This window comes from Caulobacter sp. 602-2, from assembly GCF_011043625.1.
Lineage (GTDB): Bacteria > Pseudomonadota > Alphaproteobacteria > Caulobacterales > Caulobacteraceae > Caulobacter.
Map to the genome: position 1 here is coordinate 36188 of NZ_JAAKGT010000012.1, position 23717 is coordinate 59904.

A 23717-nucleotide genomic window follows, 5' to 3' on the forward strand; every position below is an offset into this window, starting at 1 on the left:
GCCCCTCATGCGTACCCTCAAGACCCTGATCCTGGCCGCCTCGGCCCTGACTGCAACCACGTCGCTGGCCCAGGCCGCCGAGCCCGCCGCCAAGCCGACGACCACCTGGGCCTATTCGGCCAAGACCGCCGTCGGCGCCTCGTACGAGGCCTATGTCGACGGCGCCTACAAGGACGGCGGCCCGACCGGCGCGGTGTCGAAGGTGTGGTTCTCGGTCGCCGACGGCGTGCTGACCGAAACCATGTACGGCCTGATCCACGAGGCCCAGATCAAGCAGATGCGGATCGCCGTGAAGACCGCCGACGGGCTCGCCGTCGAGGGGCGCGACACGACCGCCAGGACTGAATATCTGTATACGGATAAAAAGGGCCGTCCGCTGTCGCCGGCCTACAAGATCACCACCACCGACAAGGCCGGCCGCTTCGTCATCGAGAAGCGGATCTTCACCGATCCCGATCGCCACGCCCTGTTCCTGCGGGTGACGATCAAGGCGCTGAAGGGCTCGGTGACGCCGTTCCTGGTGCTGGAGCCGCACATGGCCAACACCGGCGGAGGCGACGTCGGCTCGGCCGGCGCCCAGGCGCTGACGGCGGGCGAGGGCAAGGTCTATCTGACCCTGCGCGGCGACCGCCCCTTCGCCAAGGCCGCCGCCGCCAAGCTGGAAGGCGATGACGCGTTGAAGATCCTCGGCGAGGACGGCGTGCTGGCCGGCGACTCCGAAGCCAAGGGCGCGATCGTGCTGGCCGCCCAGCTGCCGACCCAGGCCTCGGGCGTGGCCACCTACGACTTCGCCATCGGCTTCGGCGCCGATCCGGGCGCCTCGGCCCAGACGGCCATGGCCAGCCTGAAGACGGGCTATGACGAGGTGCTGGCCCGCTACAACGGCGAGGGCGCCCATGTGGGCTGGAGCGACTACATCGCGTCGCTGACCGAACTGCCGCGCGTGGCCAAGGAAAGCGCCGACGGCGGCAAGCTGGCCTATGCCAGCGCCCTGATGCTGAAGGTGCAGGAAGACCGCACCTATGCCGGGGCCCTGATCGCCTCGCTGTCCAACCCCTGGGGCGACACGGTGGACGCAGGCAAGCCCTCGACCGGCTATAAGGCCGTCTGGCCGCGCGACTTCTACCAGTGCGCCATGGCGCTTGCGGCCCTGGGCGACAAGCAGACGCCGCTGGCGGCCTTCCACTACCTGCCCACCGTGCAGGTCGGCGAGAAGACCCCGGGCAACAAGGGCGCCGGCGGCTGGTTCCTGCAGAAGACCGAGGTGGACGGCACGCCCGAGTGGGTCGGCGTCCAACTGGACCAGACGGCCATGCCGATCATGCTGGGCTGGAAGCTGTGGAAGCTGGGCTGGCTCTCCGAGCCCGACCTGAAGGCCTACTACGCCCGCATGATCAAGCCGGCCGCCGACTTCCTGGTCGACGGCGGCAAGGTCGGCATCGGCTGGAACAAGGCCACGATCGTTCCGCCCTACACCCAGCAGGAACGCTGGGAGGAGCAGGACGGCCACTCGCCCTCGACCACGGCCGCGGTGATCGCGGGCCTGGTCACCGCCGGCGAGATCGCCGACCTGGCCCGCGACGCCAAGTCGGGCGACCGCTACCGCGAAACCGCCGACGCCTATTCGGCCAAGGTCGAGGCGCGGATGTTCACCACCAGCGGCAAGTTCGGCGACGGCAGCTACTTCATGCGCCTGAACAAGAACGAGGACCCCAACGACAAGGCCCCGATCGGCGCGGCCAACGGCCAGATCGCCCCGCCCGAGGACGAGGTGGTCGACGGCGGCTTCCTGGAACTGGTGCGCTACGGCGTGCGCCGGGCCGACGACAGCCACATCGTCGGCAGCCTGCCCGAACTGGACGACACGGCCCGCGAGGACATGTACCGCGTGCGCTACGATTTCAGCTTCCCCGGTGTGAAGGGCGAGTTCCCCGGCTGGCGGCGCTACGACGTCGACGGCTATGGCGAGGACGCCAAGACCGGCGGCAACTATGGCGAGGGCGGGGAGATGTCGCCCGGCCAGCGCGGCCGGGTGTGGCCGATCTTCACCGGCGAACGCGGCCATTACGAGCTGGCCCTGGCCGCCGAGAAGGGCAAGCCGAGCAAGGCCCAGATCGCCGCCATCCGCGCCCGCTACGTCAAGGGCATCGAGCTGTTCGCCAATGACGGCCTGCTGATCCCCGAACAGGTGTGGGACGGCGTCGGCGCCAAGACCCGTCATCCGTATGTCACCGGCGAGGGCACGGATTCGGCTACGCCGCTGGCCTGGTCGCACGCCGAGTACCTGAAACTGCTGCGCTCGCTGGCCGACGGCCAGGTGTGGGACCGCTATGAGCCCGTGGCGGCGAGGTACGCCAAGTAGGGGGCATCTGCTGGCTTCCCACTCGGTCCGTCTTCCCCCGCGAAGGCGGGGGCCCAAGCTGACCTCCCGGAAGGGGCGCGGCGGTTGATAGTCTGCCGTCTCGGCTTGGATCCCCGCCTGCGCGGGGAAGCTCGGTGAGAAGCTGGCTCAGGCTTTGGACCATTTGCCCAGGCCACGGCCTCGGCTAGGTTTCCACCCCGGGAGGAACGCCATGACCGGTCAGCCGATCACGCTGAGGCTGCGCATCCAGGATCCGGTTCCTGGCGTGGCCTACAGCCTGCAGGACAAGAAGAACCACCCCGTGGGGCCGGTGGTCGCGGGCGACGCCTCCCTGGCCTTCGACGTATCCTTGCGCGTCGCGCCGGGGCCGCGGTTCCTGGGCGAGTTCGTGCGCAGCGAGGGACCCAGCCGGCGCTTCGTCTACATCGCCATCGGAACCTCGGCCGGCGATCACGGCTCGACCTGGAGCCGCAGGGCCAAGATCGACATCCACACGATCCCGGCCGACCTGCTGGCGAAGGCGCTGGAGGGCGCGGTGCTCGAGGTCCTGCTGCCCGGCCGCGCCAAGGACGGCGGCCCGGCCTGCGCGACGGTGGTTCCGCTCCTGGCCTGGCGCGTCGCGGACTGAAGGTCCGGCGCGCCGCCCGCCTTTCTTCGGTCGTCGACTCCGGCTAAGAACGGAGCATGAACGACGCCGTCGACCCCTACCTGATCCTCGCCCTGGTGTTCCTGCTCGCCGCCGCCGGCGCGGCGGTCTGGGCGATCGTGGCCCAGCGCAAGGCCGCCGCCGCCCAGCAGGAGGCCTGGCGGCTCTCCGCTCAGCTGGAGCAGGCGCTGGAGCGCCATCGCCACCTGGAAGACCAGTCGGCGACCCAGATCGAGCTGATCCGCGCCCAGGCCGAAAAGAGCGCTCATGCCGTGGCCGAGCAGCTGATCAAGCGGGCCGACGAGAACGCCAAGAGCCGCGACCAGCTGACCCACGCGCGCCTGGAGGCCCAGCTCAAGCCGGTGGCCGAGACCCTCGCCAAGTTCGAGGCCCAGGTCACCGCCGTCGAGAAGGTGCGCGCCGAGGAGACCGGCGGCCTGAAAGCCCAGATCGCCGCCCTGATGGAGGCCTCGACCGCCACCCAGACCGAGGCCCGCAAGCTGTCGGCCGCCCTGCGCCGCGGCGCCGGCGTGCAGGGCCGCTGGGGCGAGCAGATGCTGCGCAACGTTCTGGAGATGGCGGGTCTCAAGCACGGCGTCGACTTCACCGAGCAGGTCCAGCTGGACGGCGGCCGCATCCGTCCCGACGTGGTGGTGCGCATGCCGCGCAACGCCGCCTTCGTCATCGACGCCAAGTGCTCGCTGACCGCCTATCTGGAAGCCCAGGACGCGGCCGACGACGTCACCCGCGAGGCCGCCTACCTGCGTCACGCCGCCTCCCTGCGCACGCATATCCAGCAACTTTCGGCCAAGGCCTACTGGGACGCGCTGGAGGTCTCGCCCGACTTCGTGGCGATGTTCGTGCCCGGCGACGGCATCCTGGCCGCCGCCCTCGAGCGCGCGCCCGAACTGATGACCGAGGCGATGGAGAAGCGGGTGATCATCGCCACGCCCTCGACCCTGTTCGCCCTCTGCAAGGCCGTGTCCTACGGCTGGCGCGTCGAGGAGCAGGCCAAGAACGCCGTCGAGGTCGCCGCCCTGGGCCGCGAGCTCTACAAGCGGGTCGCCGACATGGGCGGCCACGTGGCCGGCATGGGCCGTTCGCTGTCGGCCGCCGTCGACAAGTACAACGCCTTCGTCGGCTCGCTGGAGAGCCGGGTGCTGCCCAAGGCGCGCGAGTTCGAGAAGCTGAAGGTCGAGCACGGCGGCAAGGGCATCGAGGAACTGGCGGGGGTCGACACCGCCGTGCGGCCGGTCACCAAGCTGGAAATCTCGCAAGCTGATGAAGGGGTGGGACAAAACCCCGCCTTGACCCTCGGAAACGGGACGCCTACCTGAGTCCCGTTATGGCCATCCGTCGCATCCTCACCATCGACAACGCCGCCGACCTGGCGACGCTGAAGCAGATATCCAAGCCCGTCGAGGCCGTCACCGACGAGCTGCGCGTCCTCATGGACGACATGCTGGAGACCATGTACGAGGCGCCCGGCATCGGCCTGGCCGCCGTGCAGGTCGGCGAGCCCGTGCGCATCATCGTCATGGACCTGGCCCGCGAGGGCGAGGAGCCGGAGCCGCGCTTCTTCGTCAATCCGGAGCTGTTCGACCCGTCCGAAGAGCTGTTCGTCTACGAGGAGGGCTGCCTGTCGGTGCCCGACTACTACGACGCCGTCGAACGTCCGGCCCGGATCAAGGTGCGCTACCTGAACTATCAGGGCGAGAAGGTGGAAGAAGAGGCCGAGGGCCTGTTCGCCGTCTGCATCCAGCACGAGATGGACCACCTGGAGGGCGTGCTGTTCATCGACTACCTGTCGCGCCTGCGCCGCGATCGCGCCATGGCCAAGGCCAAGAAGGCCCGCCGCGCGGCCTGATCCGCCAGCGTCCAGCCGCAAGAACAGCCCCGGTCCGAAAGGCCGGGGCTTTTTCTTTGCCCGCCCCGTCGCCTATGGTCGTGGGGCGGGGACGCGGGGGCGTGCGATGGCGAAGAGTTCGTGGCGGGCGTCGAACGCCCTGGCGCTGGTCGTTGGCGCGGGAGCGCTGGCCGGCTGCACCTTCGTGGACGAGCCCCGGCGCGACGCCCGCGAGTTCCTGGCGGCGACGCCGGCCGATCAGATCATGTGCATCATCAGTCCCGACGATGCCGGCGAGATCTGGTTCTCGACCGCCGCCCATCAGTTCCAGCTGGTCATCGCCCAGTCGCGCGTCGGCGACCTGGCCAAGTGCAACGTCTGGCTCCGCAGCCTGCCGCTCCATTACGTCAGGGGCGACACCAACATCACCTTCGTGATGGACGGCTGCCGCGTCGCTCGCTCCTACACGCTCGAGGCTCCGAACCAGGGGATGGTCGATGTCGCCAACAAGGGGTGCGGGCGCCGGTCCGATTTCACCCTGGTCGAACACGAAGCCGGTTTGCCCCACTACCGAATTACCCTGCGGGAGGAGCAGGGCGGCGACTAGGTTGCGTCAGCTTCCGCTTCCCCCGCGCGGCTCCACGCGCTAACCCGCATCCCCGATGCCCCAGTCCGTACGCACCGCCTATCGTGAGCGTCTCGCCGCCGGCGAGATCCGCCCCGATGTCGCCCAGGCCGCCGCCATCGACGCCTTGGCCCGCCTGGAATCCGATCTCGACAACGCCGGCGAGCCCAGCTTCTCGTTCTTCGGCCGCAAGCCCAAGAGCCAGCGCGGGCTCTACATCTGGGGGCCGGTCGGGCGCGGCAAGTCGATGGTCATGGACCTGTTCTTCGACAGCGCCCCGGTGCACCGCAAGCGCCGCGTGCACTTCCACGTCTTCATGGCCGAGGTGCACGCCCACATCGACGCCTGGCGCAAGGGCGACGGCGCCGAGCGCAAGGCGCGTTTTGGCCGCCACAAGGGCGACGACCCGATCGCGCCGACGGCCGAACTGATCGCGGGCGAGGCGAGGCTTCTCTGCTTCGACGAGCTGCAGGTCACCGACATCGCCGACGCCATGATCCTGGGCCGGCTGTTCGAGGCGCTGTTCGCCGAGGGCGTGACCCTGGTGGCCACGTCCAACCGTCCGCCCGACGACCTCTACAAGGACGGCCTCAACCGCCAGCTCTTCACCCCCTTCATCGCCATGCTGAAGGAGAAGATGGAGGTGGTGGCCGTGCGCGGGCCGGTGGACTTCCGCCTGGATCGCCTGCGGGCCGGCCGCACCTGGCTGTCGCCCGTCGACAAGACCACCGAGGCCGAGTTCGACACGCTGTGGGCCGACATGCTGGACGGCGCCGAAGAGACCGGCGCGACGCTGGAGGTGATGGGCCGCAAGCTGCGCCTGCCGCGCGCGGCCGGCGGCCTGGTGCGCAGCTCGTTCGCCAGCCTGTGCCAGCAGGCGCTGGGGCCGCAGGACTACCTGGCCCTGGCCGAGCGGTTCCACACCATCTTCCTGGAAGACATTCCGCTTCTCATTCCCGAAAAGCGCGACGCGGCAAAGCGCTTCAACACCCTGATCGACGCCCTCTACGAGGCCGACGCCAAGCTGGTGGCCCTGGCCGCCGGCGAGCCCGAGGCGCTGTACCCGGCCGGCGACGGCTCTTTCGAGTTCGAGCGGACGGTGTCGCGCCTGCAGGAGATGCGCTCGGCGGACTATGTGGGGCGGGTGCGGGACTAGAGATCTGAAACCTCTCCCATAGGGAGAGGGAGGGATCTAGAACGCCCGGTCCAGCGAGACCGTGAACCGGCAGGCCAGTCCCTCCAGCGCGTAGTCGATCGCCACCTGCCCGCGCAGTTCGGCGCCGATGCTGCGTTCGATCAGGCGTGAGCCGAAGCCCCGGCGGGCGGGGGCGACGACGGGCGGGCCGCCTTCCTCGCGCCATTCGAACACCAGCGCGTCGGACGGCTCGACCCGCCAGTCCAGCAGCAGCCGGCCGGCCTCGCTGCTCAGCGCGCCGTACTTGGCGGCGTTGGTGGCCAGTTCGTGGAACACCATGCCCAGCGACAGGGCGACGCGCGCGGGCAGATTGACGTCCGGGCCGTGCATGACGATGCGCGCGGGATCGTACGGCGCCAGTTCCTGGGCCAGGATCGGGCGCAGGCCGGCGCCCGCCCACTGGCTGTCGGTCAGGGCGTTGTGGGTCTGCGACAGGGCCAGCAGCCGCGCCTCGAAGGCGCGCACGAAGGTCTCGGGCCTGTCGACGCCGCGCAGGGTCTGGCGGGCGATGGCCTGCACGGTGGCCAGGGTGTTCTTGACGCGATGGTTCAGCTCGTCGAGCAGCAGGCGCTGCTGCTCGCCGGCCAGCACCTTTTCCGTGACGTCCGAGCCCTCGACCAGCACGCCGGAGACCGAGCCGTCCGGCTCGACGATCGGCTGGTAGATGAAGTCGAGAAAGCGGTCTTCCAGCGGACCGTCTGGCGTGCGCTGCAACGCGACCTTGATCTCGCGGCCGATGAAGGCCTCGGCGGTGGCGGTCACCCTGTCGAGCAGGGCCACGAAGCCCTGTTCCACCACCTCGGGCAGGGCCTCGCGCAGCGGCAGGCCGACCACGTCGCGCCAGCCGATCAGTTGGCCGTAGGCGTTGTTGACCAGGTCGAAGCGGTGCTCGGGGCCGCGCAGCACGGCCATGAAGCTGGGGGCCTGCATGAACAGGCGCCGCAGGTCGTCGTTCTGGGCCCCGGCCGCCCCGGCCCGCAGCAGCACGTCGTCCTGCAGCATGGTCATCTCGCCCCTGCCGAACGCCACTTCCTTCAGGCGCTGGATGGCGGTGACGTCCTGGGTGTGCTGGACGATGTAGGCGGTCCTGCCGTCTGGGCCGGGAATCGGGGTGTGGGTGGCGCTCCAGATGCGGTCCTCGAACCCGCCGCCCAGGTGGGCCGGGCGCTCGATGGCGTAGGGGATCAGCGGCAGGTGATCGACCCTGCCCAGGTCGCGGGCGCGCAGCAGCGAGCTCTCCAGCCGCTCGCGCGACTCCCCCTGGCTGGGGAAGGCGTCGAACAACGCGACGCCGTCGAGTTCGACCCAACTGCGGCCGACCGTGTCGAGATAGGCCTGGTTGGCGGCCACGTAGCGCAGCCCGCGATCGAGCATCATGTACGGGGTCGGCAGACGATCGAACACCGTCGCGAAATCGATCGGTCCGGTCATCGCCTGAACATCATCCCCAACAAGCAGCCAGCGATAACGCAAGCTTGGCTTGAGAGGTTCCTTCTTTCTCCCGAAGGGCGAAATGCGAACGTATCTCAAGTAACGGCCGTTTCGTTGACACCCCGGCGCTCGCGCTTAAAAGCGTCCCGCAACGCACAAATCCACAGGTTGGACGTAAATATGACCGAGACGAGCCGGGGGCTCCCTGAGCGTCCGCTGTCGCCGCACCTCCAGGTCTGGCGCTGGCACATCACCATGGCGTGCTCGATCCTGCACCGCGCCAGCCTGTTCGCCCTCTATGTCGGCGTCCTGCTCCTGGCCGGTTGGGCACTGGCCCTGGCCTCGGGCCCCGAGCACTACGCCTGCTACACCGGCGTGCTGGGCTCGCTGCTGGGCAAGCTGGTGCTGTTCGGCATCACCGTCGCGGTCTTCTACAACGTCGCCTACATCGTCCGTCAGAGCTTCTGGGACCTGGGCAAGGGCTTCGATCCGAAGACGGCCAACCTGACCGGCGTGGTCGTGATCGCGTTCGCGATCGTCGCCGCCGTCGTCACCTGGATCATCGCCTTCGCGACCGGAGCGATCTGACCATGAGCACCTCCAAGAGCCAATTCCGTACCCCGCTGTCGCGCGCGCGCGGCCTGGGCGCGTCGCACCACGGCGTGGGCCATTTCATCGCCGAGCGCGTTTCGGGCCTGGCCCTGATCCCGCTGTTCCTGTGGGGCGCCTTCGCCGGCATCCGCCTGGCCGGCGCCGACTTCGACACGGTCGCCGCCTGGGTGGCGATCCCGATCAACGCCGTCCTGCTGTCGCTGCTCTTCATCGCCCTGCTGGTGCATCTGAAGAACGCCATCCAGGTGGTCATCGAGGACTATGTCGAGGCGTTCGCCCCGAAGGCCGCCCTCGTCATCGGCAACCTCTTCGTCTGCATGCTCGCGGGCGCCGCCGGGATCGTCTCGATCCTGAAGATCGCCTTCACCGGAGCCCTTTGATGTCGGCCTACACGTTCATCGACCACAAGTTCGACGTCGTCGTCGTGGGCGCCGGCGGCTCGGGCCTCCGCGCCGCGCTCGGCGCCGCCCAGGCCGGCCTCAAGACCGCCTGCATCACCAAGGTGTTCCCGACCCGCAGCCACACCGTGGCGGCCCAGGGCGGCATCTCGGCCAGCCTCGGCAACATGGGCCAGGACGACTGGCGCTGGCACATGTTCGACACCGTCAAGGGTTCGGACTGGCTGGGCGACCAGGACGCCATCGAGTACCTGACCCGCAACGCTCCGGCGGCGGTCTATGAACTCGAGCACTGGGGCGTGCCGTTCTCGCGCACGGCCGAGGGCAAGATCTACCAGCGCGCCTTCGGCGGCATGACCAAGAACTTCGGCGAAGGTCCGATCCAGCGCACCTGCGCGGCGGCCGACCGCACCGGTCACGCCATGCTGCACACGATGTACGGCCAGTCGCTGGCCCACGACACCGAGTTCTTCATCGAGTACTTCGCCCTCGACCTGATCATGGAAGACGGCGCCTGCCGCGGCGTGACCGCGTGGAAGCTCGACGACGGCACCCTGCACCGCTTCCAGGCCCAGACCGTGATCCTGGCCACCGGCGGCTACGGCCGGGCCTACTTCTCGGCCACCTCGGCCCACACCTGCACGGGCGACGGCAACGCCATGGCGCTGCGCGCCGGCCTGCCGCTGCAGGACATGGAATTCGTGCAGTTCCACCCCACCGGCATCTACGGCGCCGGCTGCCTGATCACCGAAGGCGCCCGCGGCGAAGGCGGCTACCTGACCAACTCGGAAGGCGAGCGCTTCATGGAGCGCTACGCTCCGTCGGTTAAGGACCTGGCGCCCCGCGACATGGTCAGCCGCGCGATGACCATCGAGATCCGCGAAGGTCGCGGCGTCGGTCCCAACAAGGACCACATCTTCCTGCACCTCGACCACCTGGATCCCAAGATCCTGGCCGAGCGCCTGCCGGGCATCTCGGAAACCGCCAAGGTGTTCGCCGGCGTCGACGTGACCAAGGCGCCGATCCCGGTGCTGCCGACCGTCCACTACAACATGGGCGGCATCCCGACGAACTATCACGGTGAAGTCGTCACCAAGTCGGGCGACAACCCCGACCAGGTGATCCCGGGCCTGATGGCCGTGGGCGAAGCCGCCTGCGTGTCGGTGCACGGCGCCAACCGCCTGGGCTCCAACTCGCTGATCGATCTCGTGGTGTTCGGCCGCGCGGCCGGCCTGCGCTGCGCCGAGGTCCTGACCCCCGGCGCCAAGCAGCCGGAACTGAAGGCCAGCCAGACCGAAGCCCACATCGAGCGCTTCGACCGCATGCGCAACGCCAACGGCTCGACCCCGACCGCTGAACTGCGCCTCGAAATGCAGAAGGCGATGCAGGAAGACGCCGCCGTGTTCCGCACCGGCGAGAGCCTGGACAGCGGCGTGGCCCGCCTGCAGGCCGTCTGGGACAAGAAGGGCGACGTCAAGGTCTCCGACCGCGGTCTGGTGTGGAACACCGACCTGATGGAGACCCTGGAGTTCGACAACCTCATCGGCCAGGCGGTCGTGACGGTGAACGGCGCGGCCAACCGCACCGAAAGCCGCGGCGCCCACGCCCGCGAGGACTTCTCCGAGCGTAACGACACCGAGTGGATGAAGCACACCCTGGCCTGGCTCGACAACGAGACCGGCAAGGTCAGCATCGATTTCCGTCCGGTGCACAACTACACGATGTCGACCGACATCGATTACATCCCGCCGAAGCAACGGGTTTACTAAGGGAACGCAGATGGTCCAGCTCTCTCTTCCCAAGAACTCCCGCGTTCAGAGCGGCAAGCACTGGCCGGCCCCGGCCGGCGCCAAGAACGTGCGCTCGTTCAAGATCTACCGCTACGATCCCGAAACCGGGATGAACCCGCGGTGGGACACCTATGACGTCGACGTCGACGCCTGCGGTCCCATGGTCCTGGACGCGCTGCTCTACATCAAGAACACCATCGACCCGACCCTGGCCTTCCGCCGGTCGTGCCGCGAGGGTGTCTGCGGCTCCTGCGCGATGAACATCGGCGGCCGCAACACCCTGGCCTGCACGCACGGCCACGGCGAGGTGCCCGGCAAGGCCGTGCAGATTAGCCCGCTGCCGCACGCGCCGGTGGTCAAGGACCTGATCCCGGACCTGACGCTGTTCTACGCCCAGTACGCCTCGATCGAGCCGTGGCTGCACACCACGACCCCCGAGCCGCAGAAGGAATGGCGCCAGGCCCCGGAAGACCGCGAGAAGCTCGACGGTCTCTACGAGTGCATCCTGTGCGCCTGCTGCTCGACCTCGTGCCCCAGCTACTGGTGGAACGGCGAGAAGTACCTGGGCCCCGCGGCCCTGCTGCACGCCTACCGCTGGCTGATCGACAGCCGCGATGAAGCCACCGGCGAGCGCCTCGACGACCTCGAGGACCCGTTCAAGCTCTATCGCTGCCACACGATCATGAACTGCGCCCAGGTCTGCCCGAAGGGTCTGAACCCGGCCAAGGCCATCGCCTCGATCAAGAAGATGCTGGTGGAGCGGGTGGTCTGACGACCCCTCGCGCCTTCGGTCTCGCCGCATTCCTGTGGGGCGCGGCCGAGGGCTTCCTGTTCTTCGTCGTTCCGGACGTGCTCATAAGCCTCGTCGCTCTGCGGCGAGGCTTTCGCATGGGGGCCATGGCCAGCCTGGCCGCGGCCCTGGGGGCGATGGTCGGCGGGGCCTTGATGTGGCTGTGGAGCGCCAATGCGCCGGATGCGGCGCGCAAAGCGGTGGCGGCCGTGCCGTCGGTCTCCGACGCCATGATCGACAAGGCCCGCGCCGACATGGCCCGCGAGGGCTGGATCCTGGCCAGCCTGAAGGGGCCGCTGACCTCGACGCCCTACAAGGTCTATGCGGCGCTGGCCCCGCAGGCGGGCGCCGGCCTGCCGGCTTTCGCCGCCGCCGCCCTGCCTGTTCGCCTGCCGCGCTTTCTGCTCGTGGCGGCGGCGTTTTCGCTGATCGGCGCCATCATGCGCGGGCGGGCCGGTCCGAAGATCACCCTCGGCGTCTTCACGGCGGGCTGGGTGCTGTTCTATGGCTGGTTCTGGGCGACCCGTCCCGGCTAGCGTCGGCTTGCAAAAGATGACGGGGTCGTCAATTTTGTTCCGTGCGGGAGACAAACGCGTTGAGTGAAGCGGTCGTGAGCGATCCGAAGGCCAAGGTGGTGATCGTCGGCGCCGGCCATGCCGGCGGTTCGGCCGCCGCCTTCCTGCGCCAGTACGGCCACGAGGGCCCGATCGTGCTGATCGGCGAGGAGCCGCTGCTGCCCTACCAGCGTCCGCCGCTCTCCAAGGCCTGGCTGAAGGGCGAGGCCGACGCCGACAGCTTGGCCCTCAAGCCGCAGGACTGGTACGCCGAGGCCAATGTCGCGCTGCGCCTGCAGGGCGTGGCGACCAGCCTCAACCGCGGCGACCGCACCGTGACCCTCGCCTCGGGCGAGGTGATCACCTACGATTTTCTGATCCTGGCCACCGGCGCGCGCGCGCGCGAACTGCCGATCCCGGGCGCGGATCTGGCCGGCGTGCTGGCCCTGCGCACGGCGGCCGACGCCGAGGCGCTGAAGGCCGCGCTAGGGCAGGGCAAGCGCCTGGCCGTGGTCGGCGGCGGCTATGTCGGCCTGGAGGCGGCGGCTTCGGCCCGCGCCCTGGGCGCGGAGGCCACGATCATCGAGCGCGAGAGCCGGGTCCTGGCCCGCGTGGCCTGCGACACGCTGTCGACCTTCTTCCAGGACTATCACGGCGCCCGTGGCGTGGCGTTCGAGCTCAACGCCAATGTCGAGGCCTTCGAAGGCGAGGGCGGCCATGTCACCGGGGTGCGCCTGAAGGGCGGGCAGGTCGTGGCCTGCGACGCGGCTCTGGTGGGCGTGGGCGCCCATCCCAATGTCGAGCTGGCCCAGGACGCGGGCCTGGAATGCACGGGCGGCATCGTCGTGGATCTCGAGGCTCGCACCAGCGACCCGCGCGTCTTCGCCATTGGCGATGTCACCCACCGGCCGCTGCCGCTGTACGAGCGCCAGTTCCGCCTCGAAAGCGTGCCCAACGCCCTGGAGCAGGCCAAGCAGGCCGCCGCCGCCATCGTCGGCCGCGCCGGGCCCTCGCCGGAGGTGCCGTGGTTCTGGTCCGACCAGTACGACCTCAAGCTCCAGATCGCCGGCCTGCCGTTCGACGCCGACAGCACCATCGTGCGCGGCGACGTGGCCGCCGCCAAGTTCGCCGTCTTCCACCTCAAGGGCGACCTCGTCCAGGCCGTGGAAGCCGTCAACGCGCCGCCCGAGTTCATGGCCGGCAAACAATTGATCGCCAAGCGGACGCCCGTGTCTAAGACAAAGCTCGCGGATCCGGCGATATCCATGAAGGAAGTGGCGGCCTGAAGCCGCCCAGAGAGTGCAGGGGAACCATGGCCAAGATCACCTACATCGAATTCGACGGGACCGAGCACGTCCTCGACGTCAAGCCGGGCCTGACGGTCATGGAAGGCGCCGTGAAGAACAACGTCCCCGGCATCGACGCCGATTGCGGCGGCGCCTGCGCCTGCGCGACCTGCCACGTCTATGTGGACGACGCCTGGACCGACAAGACCGGCGACAAGTCGGCCATGGAGGAGTCGATGCTCGACTTCGCCGAGAACGTCGAACCCAACAGCCGCCTGTCCTGCCAGATCAAGGTCAGCGACGCCCTGGACGGCCTGGTCGTGCGCCTGCCGGAAAGCCAGCACTGAGGCGTCCTGGGGCAGGGCGCCGGAGACGGCGCGCCCGCCGCCCGGCCGCTTCTTCCCCGCCCGCCCGTCCATGAGGCGGGCGGCATGCTGTCGAGGGTCTCTTGAAGTTCAAGCCAATCTATCTCGGCGTGGCGGCCGCGCTGCTGGTCGCGGGCGTCGTCGACGCGCGGGGCTTCGGCCTCGCCAAGGGCGATTTCCGCGGCTTTGGCTCGCTGCTGGAGTGGAAGCCCAAGTGCATCGAGCCCGTGCGTCCCTACGGCAAGGACCCGCGGGCGCTGCGCGCCTACATGCGCGAAGTCGATGACTGGAGCGCCTGCGTCGACAGGCAGGCGGAGGCCGACGCGGCCTACGCCGTCGAACAGGTGCAGGACGGCCGCGACAAGGCCCTGCGCCGCATGCGCGAGCAGGTTCTTCTCGGTTACTGAGGGATCGCGCCCGGCTCCAGGAACGCGTGGCGCGAGCCTCGCGGAATGGCCTCAGTCCTGCTCTACGGCGCGCTTGCGAGATTTGCGCCAGTTGTTCAGGGCGTCGTAGGCGCTTTCAAAATGAAGCGGAACGTCGACCAGATAGTCGTTGAAGCAGGCCGCCTTCAGAACATACTCGTACATCGTGTCCGGGACGATGTGCTCGGGCGGCTTGCGGCTGCTTCGCGTGTAGGTGCGCGTCCCATCTGCCAGATGCGCCATCATGGCGAGATCCGACATCGTGCGCTCCTCGCAGTTCAGCTCAACCAGCTGAAGGGATAGGTCGGCGTTGAAGGTGGTCTCGGTGAAGGCCATCGTGATCCAGACCGTCTTCAAGTTCTCACCCCTCAGGGTGGACTGGTCCATGTAGACGCCAAAAGTGTTGGCGGCGGTCACCATGCGCCATTCCCCCGCGCATACGGGCGTGGCGGCGATCATTGCGGCCGCGAACGCCGCCCCGAATATCCAGCGCATACTGCCACTCCAGTTCAATGGCCGTCCAACTGGGGTGCTCCCAATCGACGTCCCCCTGCCATCCACCGTGCTCGCGCGCGGCCGAGCGTCGACGCGATCGAGCAGGTCGAATCAACTTGAGCGTACAGCGCAAAGCGCGCTGCTCATCTCGCTAAGCCGCGCGGTTGGCTTGGAAATTCATCTGTCGAGGAAAGTGGTGGTGCCGCCTAGGTGACTCGAACACCTGACCTACGCATTACGAATGAGGTGCGTGCGACTACGGCGCTCTACGTCCATGCACGTCGATGTATCGTAAGTTGCTGATCCAAAAGGAATATGTGGATCGTTCGTGCGGGCATCTACGGCGCTCGACGGCCAACCACGAGCTCGCTTGCTTCCATATTGCTTCCACGCAGGGCGTCCGTAAGGAAGCTTGGGAAAGGAGCAAAGCATGCCAAAACGAACGAGCCTTCGCCTCACCAAGCGGATCATTGATGATGCGAAGCCGGACAGTCAAACATGGGATAGCGAAGTTCCTGGCTTTGGCGTTCGGCGGACGGCAGCCGGTACACGGTCGTTCATCTATGCCTACCGGACGCGAAGTGGTCAGCAGCGGAAAATGGCGCTGGGAGGCTACCCGGCGCTCACCGTAGAGGCTGCCCGGAGCATCGCCCGCGAGCATGCGGTGAAGATCGCGCGTGGTGAAGACCCGGCGGCCGAGCGTCGAGCTCAAAGGCAAGCCGAGACGCTCGCCGACATGGTGGTCCACTACTGCGACGAGTACGGGCCTAACGTCAGGCTCAAGGCGCGATCCATCCGGGACGCCCGCCAGGTGCTTGTCGCCCACGCCCTCCCGAAGTTCGGCAAGACCCGTATCGCGGACTTCCGGCCCGACGACATTCGCCGCATCCACGGCGATGCTCAGGACCGCGCCGGCCCTTACCAGGCGAACCGACTCCTCGCTGCGCTGAGCAGGATCTTCAACCTCGCGATCGAACAAGAGGTGAGGGCGACCAACCCCTGCAAGGGGGTGAAGAAGTTTCCCGAGGAGGAGCGCTGGAGAAATCTCTCGACCGAAGAGGTGCGACGCCTTCTGGAGGCCTGCGATCGCTGTCCCTACGAGGATGGTGCGAACGCCATCCGCCTGCTGTTGTTCACCGGCGCGCGCCTCCAAGAAGTGCTGAGGGCCGAGTGGTCGATGTTCGATCTTTCCGCTGGCGTCTGGGAAAAGCCGTCGAGCCACACAAAGACCAAGAGGCTCCACCGGGTTGAGCTAGCCGGGCCATCGCTGGACCTACTTCGGCGCATGAGGGGCGAGGATCTGGCGGGGAAGTACCTCTTCCCGGGAAGACCTGGCGGGTACGGGGCGGTGAACCCACGGACGGACTTGAAGCGTCCTTGGTCGTGGCTGATCCGAGAAGCTGCTCTCTCCGACGTCAGGCTTCATGACCTACGTCGAACGACGGCAAGCTTCATGCTCGATCAGAACGCGCCGCTGGTCACCATTGGTAAGGCGCTCGGCCACACCCAGGTGGCGACCACTCAGCGGTACGCTCAGCTTCGGTCTACCGCGCAAAGAAACGCGCTAGAGGGAGCTGGCTTGGCGATGGTTCGTTCTCTAACTTAACACGAACTTCACATCTTCTTGCGGCTGCAGCGTCGTAAAAATAGATTTTTGGTGGCTGAAGGCGTGCCGGCGTATTGGTTTAGCCTAATAGAGACACGCCTTTCTTTGGGTATAAGTGCATATATGTGGGCGGGTTGTGGGGGATTATTTCAGGAGTCTATCGTCTATAAATCGATATATGGCGATATGGGGTTCTTCCCCCCCCTGTGGCTACAGTGACTAATTGTGGGCCGCAACTGAGGCTAAGGCCTCAGTTGGCGTGCGAGCCTTGCGCCGCTGAGTAACGCGTGAGGACGAAGTCCCATACCTGATGGACTTTTGCATCCCAGAGATCCTGGGGGTACGGCTCCTCGGGGAGATCGTTCAGCTTCACGCGAATTTCAGACCAAACCGCGCCTCGAGACTGCTGATTGCCGGTCCAGTTCACGGCCTTAACAAGCTCGTCCAGCCGGACCAGCAGGCGTCGGGCGACCGCTTTGACTTCGGCCTCCTGGGTCTTTGTCAGCTTAGGCTCCGGGGTCGTGAGCAGGTCGAAGATGGCCAACTCCTCCTCGGATAGCTCCTCGCGGGCTGCACGCTGCTGCTCTTGGTTCAACCCGGCTATGAGCGTCTGTAGGGCCTCAAAGAAGCGCTCGGGGTCGATCGCACCCGAGTTGTACTCGGCAATCAGCTTTTCCAGACGCTCGACTAACGGGATGCGCGTGGGGTTGGCTTGAGCCATACTCTGAACTTGCTCTTCGGCCTCTTCGCGCATGCGCTCGACAGTGACCCTGGGGCTTTGCTCAAAGAGCTGGGCAAGGGCCTCGAAGTCGATGCCCGACAAGTCCACGCGACCCTCTGGGGTGTCGCCCTCGACGATCGGCGTCAGGATCGCAACGCCTTCCAGCCGCTCGTCGATGATCTCGGCAATGCGGTCGGAGATGGCCGAGATGTCAATCGGACCCAACTTGGCCTTCACGGCATCTGACAGAGTGTGCAGGACCGCCACGGGCTTCATGAAGGGTGCAGCACGCTCGTCGGGCAAGATGGCTTTGTAGGCATTCGTGACCGCTGCCGTCAGGCGCAGGAACTCCCTGCGCCGGTCGTCTGGTGCCACCAGCGTTTCGACGGCGCCTGAGATGAGCTTGAGCCTGTCGAAGCTCTTCTGCGAGGCGCCACCTATTGCATCCGCATCGACGCCCAGCGGCTCTGCAAAAGCCCGTGCGGCCCTCAACGCTTCCTCAAGGGCGCCAATGAGTGCTTCCTTGCCTTCGATAGGCTCGCGCCCATCCTCGCCGCTTCGACCTCCTGCATAGACCGCCAGGGCCTTCTGGAGGTTATTAAACACACCCACGTAGTCGACGATAACGCCCGAGGTCTTGCCTTCCGCCCTGCGATTGGCGCGGGCGATGGTCTGCATGAGCGTGTGGTTCTTCATCGGTTTGTCGAGGTAGACCGTGCCGATCGAGGGCACGTCGAAGCCTGTGATCCACATGGCGCAGACGAACACCAGCCGCAGCGGGTCGTCCTTGTCCTTGAACTTGGCCTCCAGGTCCTCCTTCTGCATCCGCTCGCGGTGGGGCAGGATGTCGAGGCCCTTCTTCTTGAGGTCGTCGATTTCGTTCTGGCCCTGGCTAACAACCACCGCCATGTCGAGTTCACGCAGCCATTGTAGGCGGTCGACGATCGCGGCGCCTTCCGCCTCGTGCGCGGTCTTGAGTTTGACCTCGTCCTCGGCGATCCGCCGGGCGACGGACGCCTTCACGCGGTCGTGCATGGCGACGGCGGTGGCCTTGTCGATCGCCACGAACATCGCCTTGCCCCTATAGCCGCGCTGGGCGAAGTGGAGCGCCACGTCGTCGGCTACCTTATCGAGACGGTCGGGCGCGGTGATGAGCGTGTATTGGCGGGCGAACTGGCGCTGGAGTTTCTTCTCCTGCTCCTCGTCGAGCATGGCCGCCTCCAGGAGGTCGTCCAGCTCTTCCCTCAGGGCACCAGCGTCCATCTGCAGCTCGGGCTTGCGGGCCTCGTAGTATAGCGGAACCGTCGCGCCATCGCGCACCGACTGCGCGAAGTCGTACTTGGACACGTAGCCGCCGAAGACCTCGCTGGTCTTGCTGTCCGCGCCCTGGATCAGCGGGGTCCCGGTGAACCCGATGAAGGCTGCGTTGGGCAAAGCCGTCCGCATGTTGGCCGCGAGCTGATCGTACTGGCTCCGGTGGGCTTCGTCGGTGATTACGATGATGTCCGAGCGGTCGGAAAGGACCGGCATGGGTTCGCGCTCGGCGGTCGAGAACTTCTGGATCAGCGTGAAGACGTAGCGCTCATTGCCCGCCAGCAGCGTCTTGAGGTGATTGCGGCTGCCCGCCTGAGCCTGGTCGATGTTCTTGGTGAGGGCGCCTGACGATGCGAACTGTCCGGCGATCTGGTCGTCCAGTTCGGTGCGATCGGTGACGATGACGAAGGTGTAGTTGCCGCCCAGCCGCCGCAGGACCTTCTCTGCGAACATCACCATCGAAAGGCTCTTGCCCGAGCCTTGCGTGTGCCAGAACACGCCGAGCTTTCCCTGGTTGTCAGCGATGTCCTCCACGGCCTGGATGGCGCGGTTTACGCCCAGCACCTGGTGGTATTTGCCGATGATCTTGCGCAGGCCGCCGGGGACCTCGTCGAAGAGGATGAAGTTCTCGATCAGGTCGAGGAAGCGGGCAGGCTCGCAAGTTGCCCGCAGCATCGTTTCCAGGCTCGAGTCCTCGGGCCCGTCTTCGTCGAGCTTCATCCAGGGGGCGTAGAACTCGTAAGGGGCGTGGCTCGCCCCCATCACCGACTCCAGGCCGTTGGAGAGCAACACGAAGCCGTTGGCGTCGAACAGGCGGGGCACTGTGTCTCGGTAGTCTCGCAGGTTCTTCTCGTAGGCATCGGCAATTGGGCAGGTGGGAGCCTTCCATTCGGCTAGGAGCAGGGGCAGGCCGTTGACGAAGCCGATCGTGTCGGGTCGGCGCTTGTGGAGTACGCCTTCGACCCAGACCTGGCTTGCCACCAGGAAGTCGTTCGCCAACGGGTCTTTCCAGTCGATTACGCGAACGGTCAGGTCCTCAAACTTGTCGTTGTCCTTTCGTACCCGGACGCGCACGCCGTCGACCAAGAAGCCGTGCACCTCGCGATTGGCGTTGGGCGCAAGGGTGCCCGTGCGGTCCTTCGTCAGGGCCTCCTCAGCCAACTTCAACGCCTCGGCGGGGAGATCGGGATTGAGCTTCGCCAACGCTGCCTGCAGCCGCGCTGGGAGCCAGGTCTGGCGGAAGCTCGTCCGGCCTGTCGGGTTCGACGGGCCGGGCTGCTCGGACATGAGGTTCGCGTGCGTCCAGCCCACCTCCTGCAGGAGGCCGAGCGCAGGCTGCTCGATGACGCCGTCTTCGGAGGCGATGGTCCCGGTCAGTGAGGGTGCCATTAGGCCTCGTCTGCCTCCTCTGGGCCCGAGTCGTCGGTCTCGTGCACCTGAGCTTCGTTGCCGTCGCTCAGGGCCAAGGCGTAGGGCTTGAAGATGCTGTAAAATCGCTCGAGTTGCTCAACGATCCACGCCTGCTGGGCTGGCCAATCGGTCTCGTTGGTCGGGTTCGTGTTCTCTCGGTAGAGTGCGATGCGGCACTGCTTCCGGCCGTCCAGGCGTTGCCAGGAGAGCGGATGGCCGAACTTGGCTTCCACTTCGCCCTTCTGGGCCAGCATCTCGTCGAACCAGACCTTGCCCGGCGGCCCCCGGAAGGAGAACTCGACGGCGACGTACTGCTTGCCGCTGTTGATCGTCGCGGTGAGCCAAGTGTTCGCTCGGCCGAGACGATAGTCCGCCCAGTGCTGCGGGTGGGCCTTCTGGGGGCGGACCTTGCTATTCTTCTCCAGCAATCGCGAACGCACGCCCTGCCAGAAACGCTGCTGCTGTTGCTTCAGGTCCGAGACGGTGTTTTCGGCGGACTGCTTTACCTCGCGCGTCCACTCGTTCGGCTCAGCCAGAACGTTGAGCATCGGAGCAGGATCGGAATTGCCGATCTGCCACAGCTCGATCTGGAGGCCGAAGAACTGGTAGGCGTCGCTCGTGATGTCGTTCAGCCAATCGAGCGCTGCGCGGTGCTCCTCGGCGAAGTACTGGGCGACCCAGACGATCGTCGCGGCCTTGAGGCCCGCCGCGTAGGTGAGGAGCTGGCCCAGGTGGCGATGGTCGGTCTTCTCCAACTGGTTCTCTATCAGCACCCAGTGCTCATCGGGCGTATCGGTGCGTTTGGCGAGAATGTCCGCTCTGAAGGGGCCGATGAATTGCTCGGTGGCCTCTACTTCCAGGTCCATGCCGAGCGCGTCCTGGAGCAGCTCCAGGCCGTCCGGCGAGGCCAGCCAGGGGGTGAAATGCGCCGCTTCGTTCGGCCAGGCCCTGCGGACATCGACTTGGGTCACTTTGCCCAGCTTCACGGTCACGCGGCTAGCTCCAGTTCGCGCTCGGCGGCGTCGACCGAAAGCTGGCCGGAGATGAGCCGTGGGAGCAGTAGGTCGCGGGAGGCTGCGAGGCGCTCGTTCATGCTCCCCAGCTTGCCGACTAACTCCAGCATGGGCCATGCCGTGCTCTCGAACCGATCAAGGGGGTCATTCGAGGCCGGAATGGCCATCGTGTAAGTCTCGACGCTTTCCGTGCGCGCCCGTTGGCGCCCGCTGGCTCCTGACATGGACGACTGGGCATGATCGCGAAATCTGGGAAGGCGCGAGAGGCAATAAGCGAACGCAGGCCCCGAACGTTCACCACGCATCACGATGAACTCGGTGGAGCCGAAGCCGACGCCGCCGGGGAGGTTTCGAACAAGACCCGTCTTGCCGTTTTCCAGACAAGGCGTGATGCGGGCGAAGAGTGTGTCGTCATTGCGAAACTTGGCGCCCGAGTTGCCTGTACGGCTTTCAGGAGAGGCGATCAGTGATGTGACCGTGTCCAGATGTCCCATGGGGATGAATGGTTTGTAGCCGTCCTTTGGGACCTTGGTCTTGGGATCGAAGGCAACGAGTTCCTTGGCCGGCCCCCACGTCCACCCCTGTGGGAGCGGGCCGTCCGGGCTTTCGACGAGAGGCGCGTTCTCGTGGCCGGGGAAGCGGAAGTGGACGAACCACTCCTCGAACAGCCCCCGCGCGATTTCTTCTAGCGCCGCCACCCGGCGCCGGTTTACCTCGATCAAGTCGTCATAGCTTCCCAAGATCGACGCGATGCGGCGTTGGGTGTCGAGCTCAGGGCGAGCAGTCGGCAGCAAGTGGAGCTGGTTGCGATTGAGCGTCGGATTAGCTGCGCCGACGTCGTATTTGGCCAACTCCATGCTGCCGAGAAGGTAGAAGCAAAACTTCGGGTCGTTGCCTTTGAAGTCCTTCACCCACAGAGTCGTGTCATGGGGCCAATAAGGCTCGTCGAGGTAGAAGTAGGTGCCTAGTGTCCCCTTTCTACCGATGATCACCCCTGGTCCTTGGATTTTAGCTTCATCATGGTGGCTGTTGATGCCGGAGGAAGACACGACCGGAACGGAGCCGTCGCGCTGTGTCGCCTTGGTGATGTCGAACCCACGTTGAAGGGTCAGCACGTCTCCAAGTTGGCAAGCTGTCCACTCGTTCATGCCTGCAGCACCTCGGCCACGTTTTGCGCGATCACAGTCTGCAGTCTCGCAGCCTCAATATTCAGCCCCTCCAGCTCCTCCTGCAGGGCTTCAAGCCGCTCCTTGAAGTCGACGCCGTCTACTTGCTCGCCTGGGGGCACGCCCACATAGCGGCCAGGGTTTAGGCTCCAGTCTTGACCGGCAATCGCGGTCCGGGTGGCGACCTTGCACAGGCCGAGCACGTCCTTGTAGCCATCGTCACCGAAGATTTCGGTCATGCGCTCGCCGCTGCCGGCTTCCAGCTCCTTGTCCTGACCACGCCACAGGCGCACGATGTTGCCCAAGAACTCGATCTGGTCGGGCGTGTAGTCGCGGTGGGCGCGGCTGACCTGGCGGAACACGTGCTTGGCGTCGATGAACAGCACCTCGTCGGCTCGCTCCCCCTTCGCTTTGGCCTTGTCGAGGAACCAGAGGGTTACCGGCAGGGTGACTGTGAAGAACATTTTTGGCGAGGTGGAGACGATCACGTCCACGGCCCCGCTCTCGATCAGCTTGCGGCGCATCTCCCGCTCCGACCCGTCCGCGTCCGAGGCCGAGTTGGCCATGACGAAGCCTGCACGGCCCGTCTCGTTCAGGGCCGCGTTGAATAGGCCGATCCAGAGGTAGTTGGCGTTGTTGGTGGTCGGGATGCCGAGCGAAAACTTTGCGTCGACATGGCCAGTCTCGGTCACCAGGCGGCTGCGATCGACTTCCGACTGGTTGAAGGGCGGGTTCGCCATGACGAAGTCGAACTGGCCGACCATGCCATGCGGGTCCTCGTAGTAGCTGTTGGCGATCTTGATGTCGCCCGAGACCCCGTGGACCGCCAGATTGAGGCGGCACAGCTTCTGGGTGTCCGACATCTTCTCGGCCCCGTAGATGCCGATCTCACGCGTAGGGTTCTTGTGGTGGCGTTTCACGAACTCGGCGGAGTGGACGAACATGCCGCCTGAGCCGCAGGCGGGGTCGAAAATCTTGCCGTGGTAGGGTTCCAGGATCTCGACGATCAGCTTCACGATCGAGCCGGGGGTGAAGTACTCGCCGCCCTTCTGCATGTACGACGAGGCGAACTCGCCCATGAAGTACTCAAAGATAAGGCCGTAGGCGTCCCCGTCGATCCTCACCGGCTGGAGTAGGCGCAACAGCTCCCTCAGGACGCTGTTGGGCAGCGATCCATAGCCTTGAGGCATGACCCCCGCCAGGTCCGGGTTGTTCTCCGTGATGGCCTTCATAGCCTTGTTTAGAGCCTCGGCCAGATTTTCTGTCTCCGGCAGGGACAGCAGGTAGGAGAAGCGGGCATGCTCAGGCAGGAAGACGGCGCCGTGGCCGTGGTAATCCCCTGGTGTGGGCTTCAGGCGCCCTGTCATCGTCTTGGAAAGCCCGGAATGGACTAGGTCAAACTTGGCCTCCATCTGCCGCAGAGCGATCAGGGCAAGCACCGGTTGGGCGTACTGGTCCGGGCGCAAGTCGGTGTTGGTCCACAATTGGTTCGCCGTCTGGAAAAGGCGGCGGGTGAGGTCCTGCAGGTCTACTTGCACTTGGTGAGGAATTCCGATTGTCGAGCGTGTCGTGGACCATACCCAAGGAGGCTTTGAGGTCCACCTAATTCACCGGCATCCCTGCGGCGGTGGCATGGCGTGCAGGGGGGCCTCACTTTGCAACGGGTT

The 23717-nt window shown here is 66.3% G+C and carries 21 protein-coding genes; 15 read left to right on the top strand and 6 right to left on the bottom strand.

Annotated features, from left to right (window positions below):
- Positions 1-7: 7 nt before the first annotated feature.
- The 6 genes from G5B46_RS20075 (at position 8) to zapE (ending at position 6635) form a co-directional block, all read left to right on the top strand.
- Positions 8-2362, top strand: a complete 2355-nt coding sequence (locus tag G5B46_RS20075) for a glucan 1,4-alpha-glucosidase (RefSeq protein ID WP_165261816.1) — start codon at positions 8-10, stop codon at positions 2360-2362.
- Positions 2363-2573: 211 nt separating this feature from the next.
- Positions 2574-2990: a DUF5990 family protein gene (locus tag G5B46_RS20080; RefSeq protein ID WP_165261818.1), complete on the top strand. Its 417-nt coding sequence runs from the start codon at positions 2574-2576 to the stop codon at positions 2988-2990.
- A 56-nt stretch (positions 2991-3046) separates the two neighbouring features.
- Complete coding sequence (gene rmuC, locus G5B46_RS20085) at positions 3047-4345, top strand: DNA recombination protein RmuC (protein ID WP_165261820.1); 1299 nt, start codon at positions 3047-3049, stop codon at positions 4343-4345.
- Between the two features lie 8 nt (positions 4346-4353).
- A complete protein-coding gene (gene def, locus G5B46_RS20090) occupies positions 4354-4875 on the top strand; it encodes a peptide deformylase (RefSeq protein ID WP_165261822.1) in 522 nt (173 codons plus the stop codon).
- A gap of 106 nt (positions 4876-4981) precedes the next feature.
- The gene (locus G5B46_RS20095; RefSeq protein WP_165261824.1) at positions 4982-5461 is read left to right on the top strand and encodes a hypothetical protein; all 480 of its coding nucleotides are present in this window, start codon (positions 4982-4984) and stop codon (positions 5459-5461) included.
- Between the two features lie 55 nt (positions 5462-5516).
- A complete protein-coding gene (gene zapE / locus G5B46_RS20100) occupies positions 5517-6635 on the top strand; it encodes a cell division protein ZapE (RefSeq protein ID WP_165261826.1) in 1119 nt (372 codons plus the stop codon).
- A gap of 36 nt (positions 6636-6671) precedes the next feature.
- Here the strand turns inward: zapE and G5B46_RS20105 are convergent, their stop codons facing one another.
- Positions 6672-8105, bottom strand: coding sequence for an HWE histidine kinase domain-containing protein (locus tag G5B46_RS20105; RefSeq protein WP_165261828.1), 1434 nt, complete (start codon positions 8103-8105; stop codon positions 6672-6674).
- 180 nt (positions 8106-8285) lie between these two features.
- Here G5B46_RS20105 and sdhC point away from each other — a divergent pair, with 180 nt between their 5' ends.
- The 8 genes from sdhC (at position 8286) to G5B46_RS20145 (ending at position 14307) form a co-directional block, all read left to right on the top strand.
- Positions 8286-8693, top strand: a complete 408-nt coding sequence (gene sdhC / locus G5B46_RS20110; protein ID WP_165261830.1) for a succinate dehydrogenase, cytochrome b556 subunit — start codon at positions 8286-8288, stop codon at positions 8691-8693.
- Positions 8694-8695: 2 nt separating this feature from the next.
- Positions 8696-9097: a succinate dehydrogenase, hydrophobic membrane anchor protein gene (gene sdhD / locus G5B46_RS20115; RefSeq protein ID WP_165261832.1), complete on the top strand. Its 402-nt coding sequence runs from the start codon at positions 8696-8698 to the stop codon at positions 9095-9097.
- On the top strand, positions 9097-10884 hold the full coding sequence (sdhA, locus tag G5B46_RS20120; protein WP_165261834.1) for a succinate dehydrogenase flavoprotein subunit: 1788 nt from the start codon (positions 9097-9099) through the stop codon (positions 10882-10884). Before sdhD ends, sdhA begins: the two co-directional genes overlap by 1 nt.
- Positions 10885-10894: 10 nt before the next feature.
- Positions 10895-11677: a succinate dehydrogenase iron-sulfur subunit gene (locus tag G5B46_RS20125; protein WP_101713980.1), complete on the top strand. Its 783-nt coding sequence runs from the start codon at positions 10895-10897 to the stop codon at positions 11675-11677.
- Between the two features lie 116 nt (positions 11678-11793).
- Positions 11794-12231 carry a hypothetical protein gene (locus G5B46_RS20130; RefSeq protein ID WP_165261836.1) on the top strand — a complete coding sequence of 146 codons (438 nt, stop codon included), beginning with the start codon at positions 11794-11796 and terminating at the stop codon, positions 12229-12231.
- A gap of 74 nt (positions 12232-12305) precedes the next feature.
- Positions 12306-13535, top strand: coding sequence for an FAD-dependent oxidoreductase (locus tag G5B46_RS20135; RefSeq protein WP_165261838.1), 1230 nt, complete (start codon positions 12306-12308; stop codon positions 13533-13535).
- A gap of 26 nt (positions 13536-13561) precedes the next feature.
- Positions 13562-13882: a 2Fe-2S iron-sulfur cluster-binding protein gene (locus G5B46_RS20140; protein WP_101713977.1), complete on the top strand. Its 321-nt coding sequence runs from the start codon at positions 13562-13564 to the stop codon at positions 13880-13882.
- 101 nt (positions 13883-13983) lie between these two features.
- Positions 13984-14307, top strand: coding sequence for a hypothetical protein (locus G5B46_RS20145; protein WP_165261840.1), 324 nt, complete (start codon positions 13984-13986; stop codon positions 14305-14307).
- 51 nt (positions 14308-14358) lie between these two features.
- On the opposite strand, the gene G5B46_RS20150 is transcribed toward G5B46_RS20145, so the two are convergent.
- Positions 14359-14820, bottom strand: a complete 462-nt coding sequence (locus G5B46_RS20150; protein ID WP_165261842.1) for a surface-adhesin E family protein — start codon at positions 14818-14820, stop codon at positions 14359-14361.
- Between the two features lie 430 nt (positions 14821-15250).
- On the opposite strand from G5B46_RS20150, the gene G5B46_RS20155 reads away from it, so the two are divergent.
- Positions 15251-16426 carry a site-specific integrase gene (locus tag G5B46_RS20155; protein WP_165261844.1) on the top strand — a complete coding sequence of 392 codons (1176 nt, stop codon included), beginning with the start codon at positions 15251-15253 and terminating at the stop codon, positions 16424-16426.
- A 250-nt stretch (positions 16427-16676) separates the two neighbouring features.
- On the opposite strand, the gene G5B46_RS20160 is transcribed toward G5B46_RS20155, so the two are convergent.
- The 4 genes from G5B46_RS20160 to G5B46_RS20175 are packed head-to-tail and all read right to left on the bottom strand — an operon-like array spanning position 16677 to position 23588.
- Entirely contained in the window at positions 16677-19850 is a 3174-nt protein-coding gene (locus G5B46_RS20160; protein WP_165261846.1) for a type I restriction endonuclease subunit R, read from the bottom strand.
- Positions 19850-20863 (bottom strand): DUF4268 domain-containing protein, encoded by a 1014-nt coding sequence (locus G5B46_RS24865; protein ID WP_165261847.1) that lies wholly within the window; start codon positions 20861-20863, stop codon positions 19850-19852. Before G5B46_RS24865 ends, G5B46_RS20160 begins: the two co-directional genes overlap by 1 nt.
- Positions 20860-22032, bottom strand: a complete 1173-nt coding sequence (locus G5B46_RS20170; protein WP_165261848.1) for a restriction endonuclease subunit S — start codon at positions 22030-22032, stop codon at positions 20860-20862. Before G5B46_RS20170 ends, G5B46_RS24865 begins: the two co-directional genes overlap by 4 nt.
- Positions 22029-23588 (bottom strand): class I SAM-dependent DNA methyltransferase, encoded by a 1560-nt coding sequence (locus G5B46_RS20175; RefSeq protein WP_165261849.1) that lies wholly within the window; start codon positions 23586-23588, stop codon positions 22029-22031. The genes G5B46_RS20170 and G5B46_RS20175 overlap by 4 nt, the downstream gene beginning before the upstream one ends.
- Positions 23589-23717: the final 129 nt, after the last annotated feature.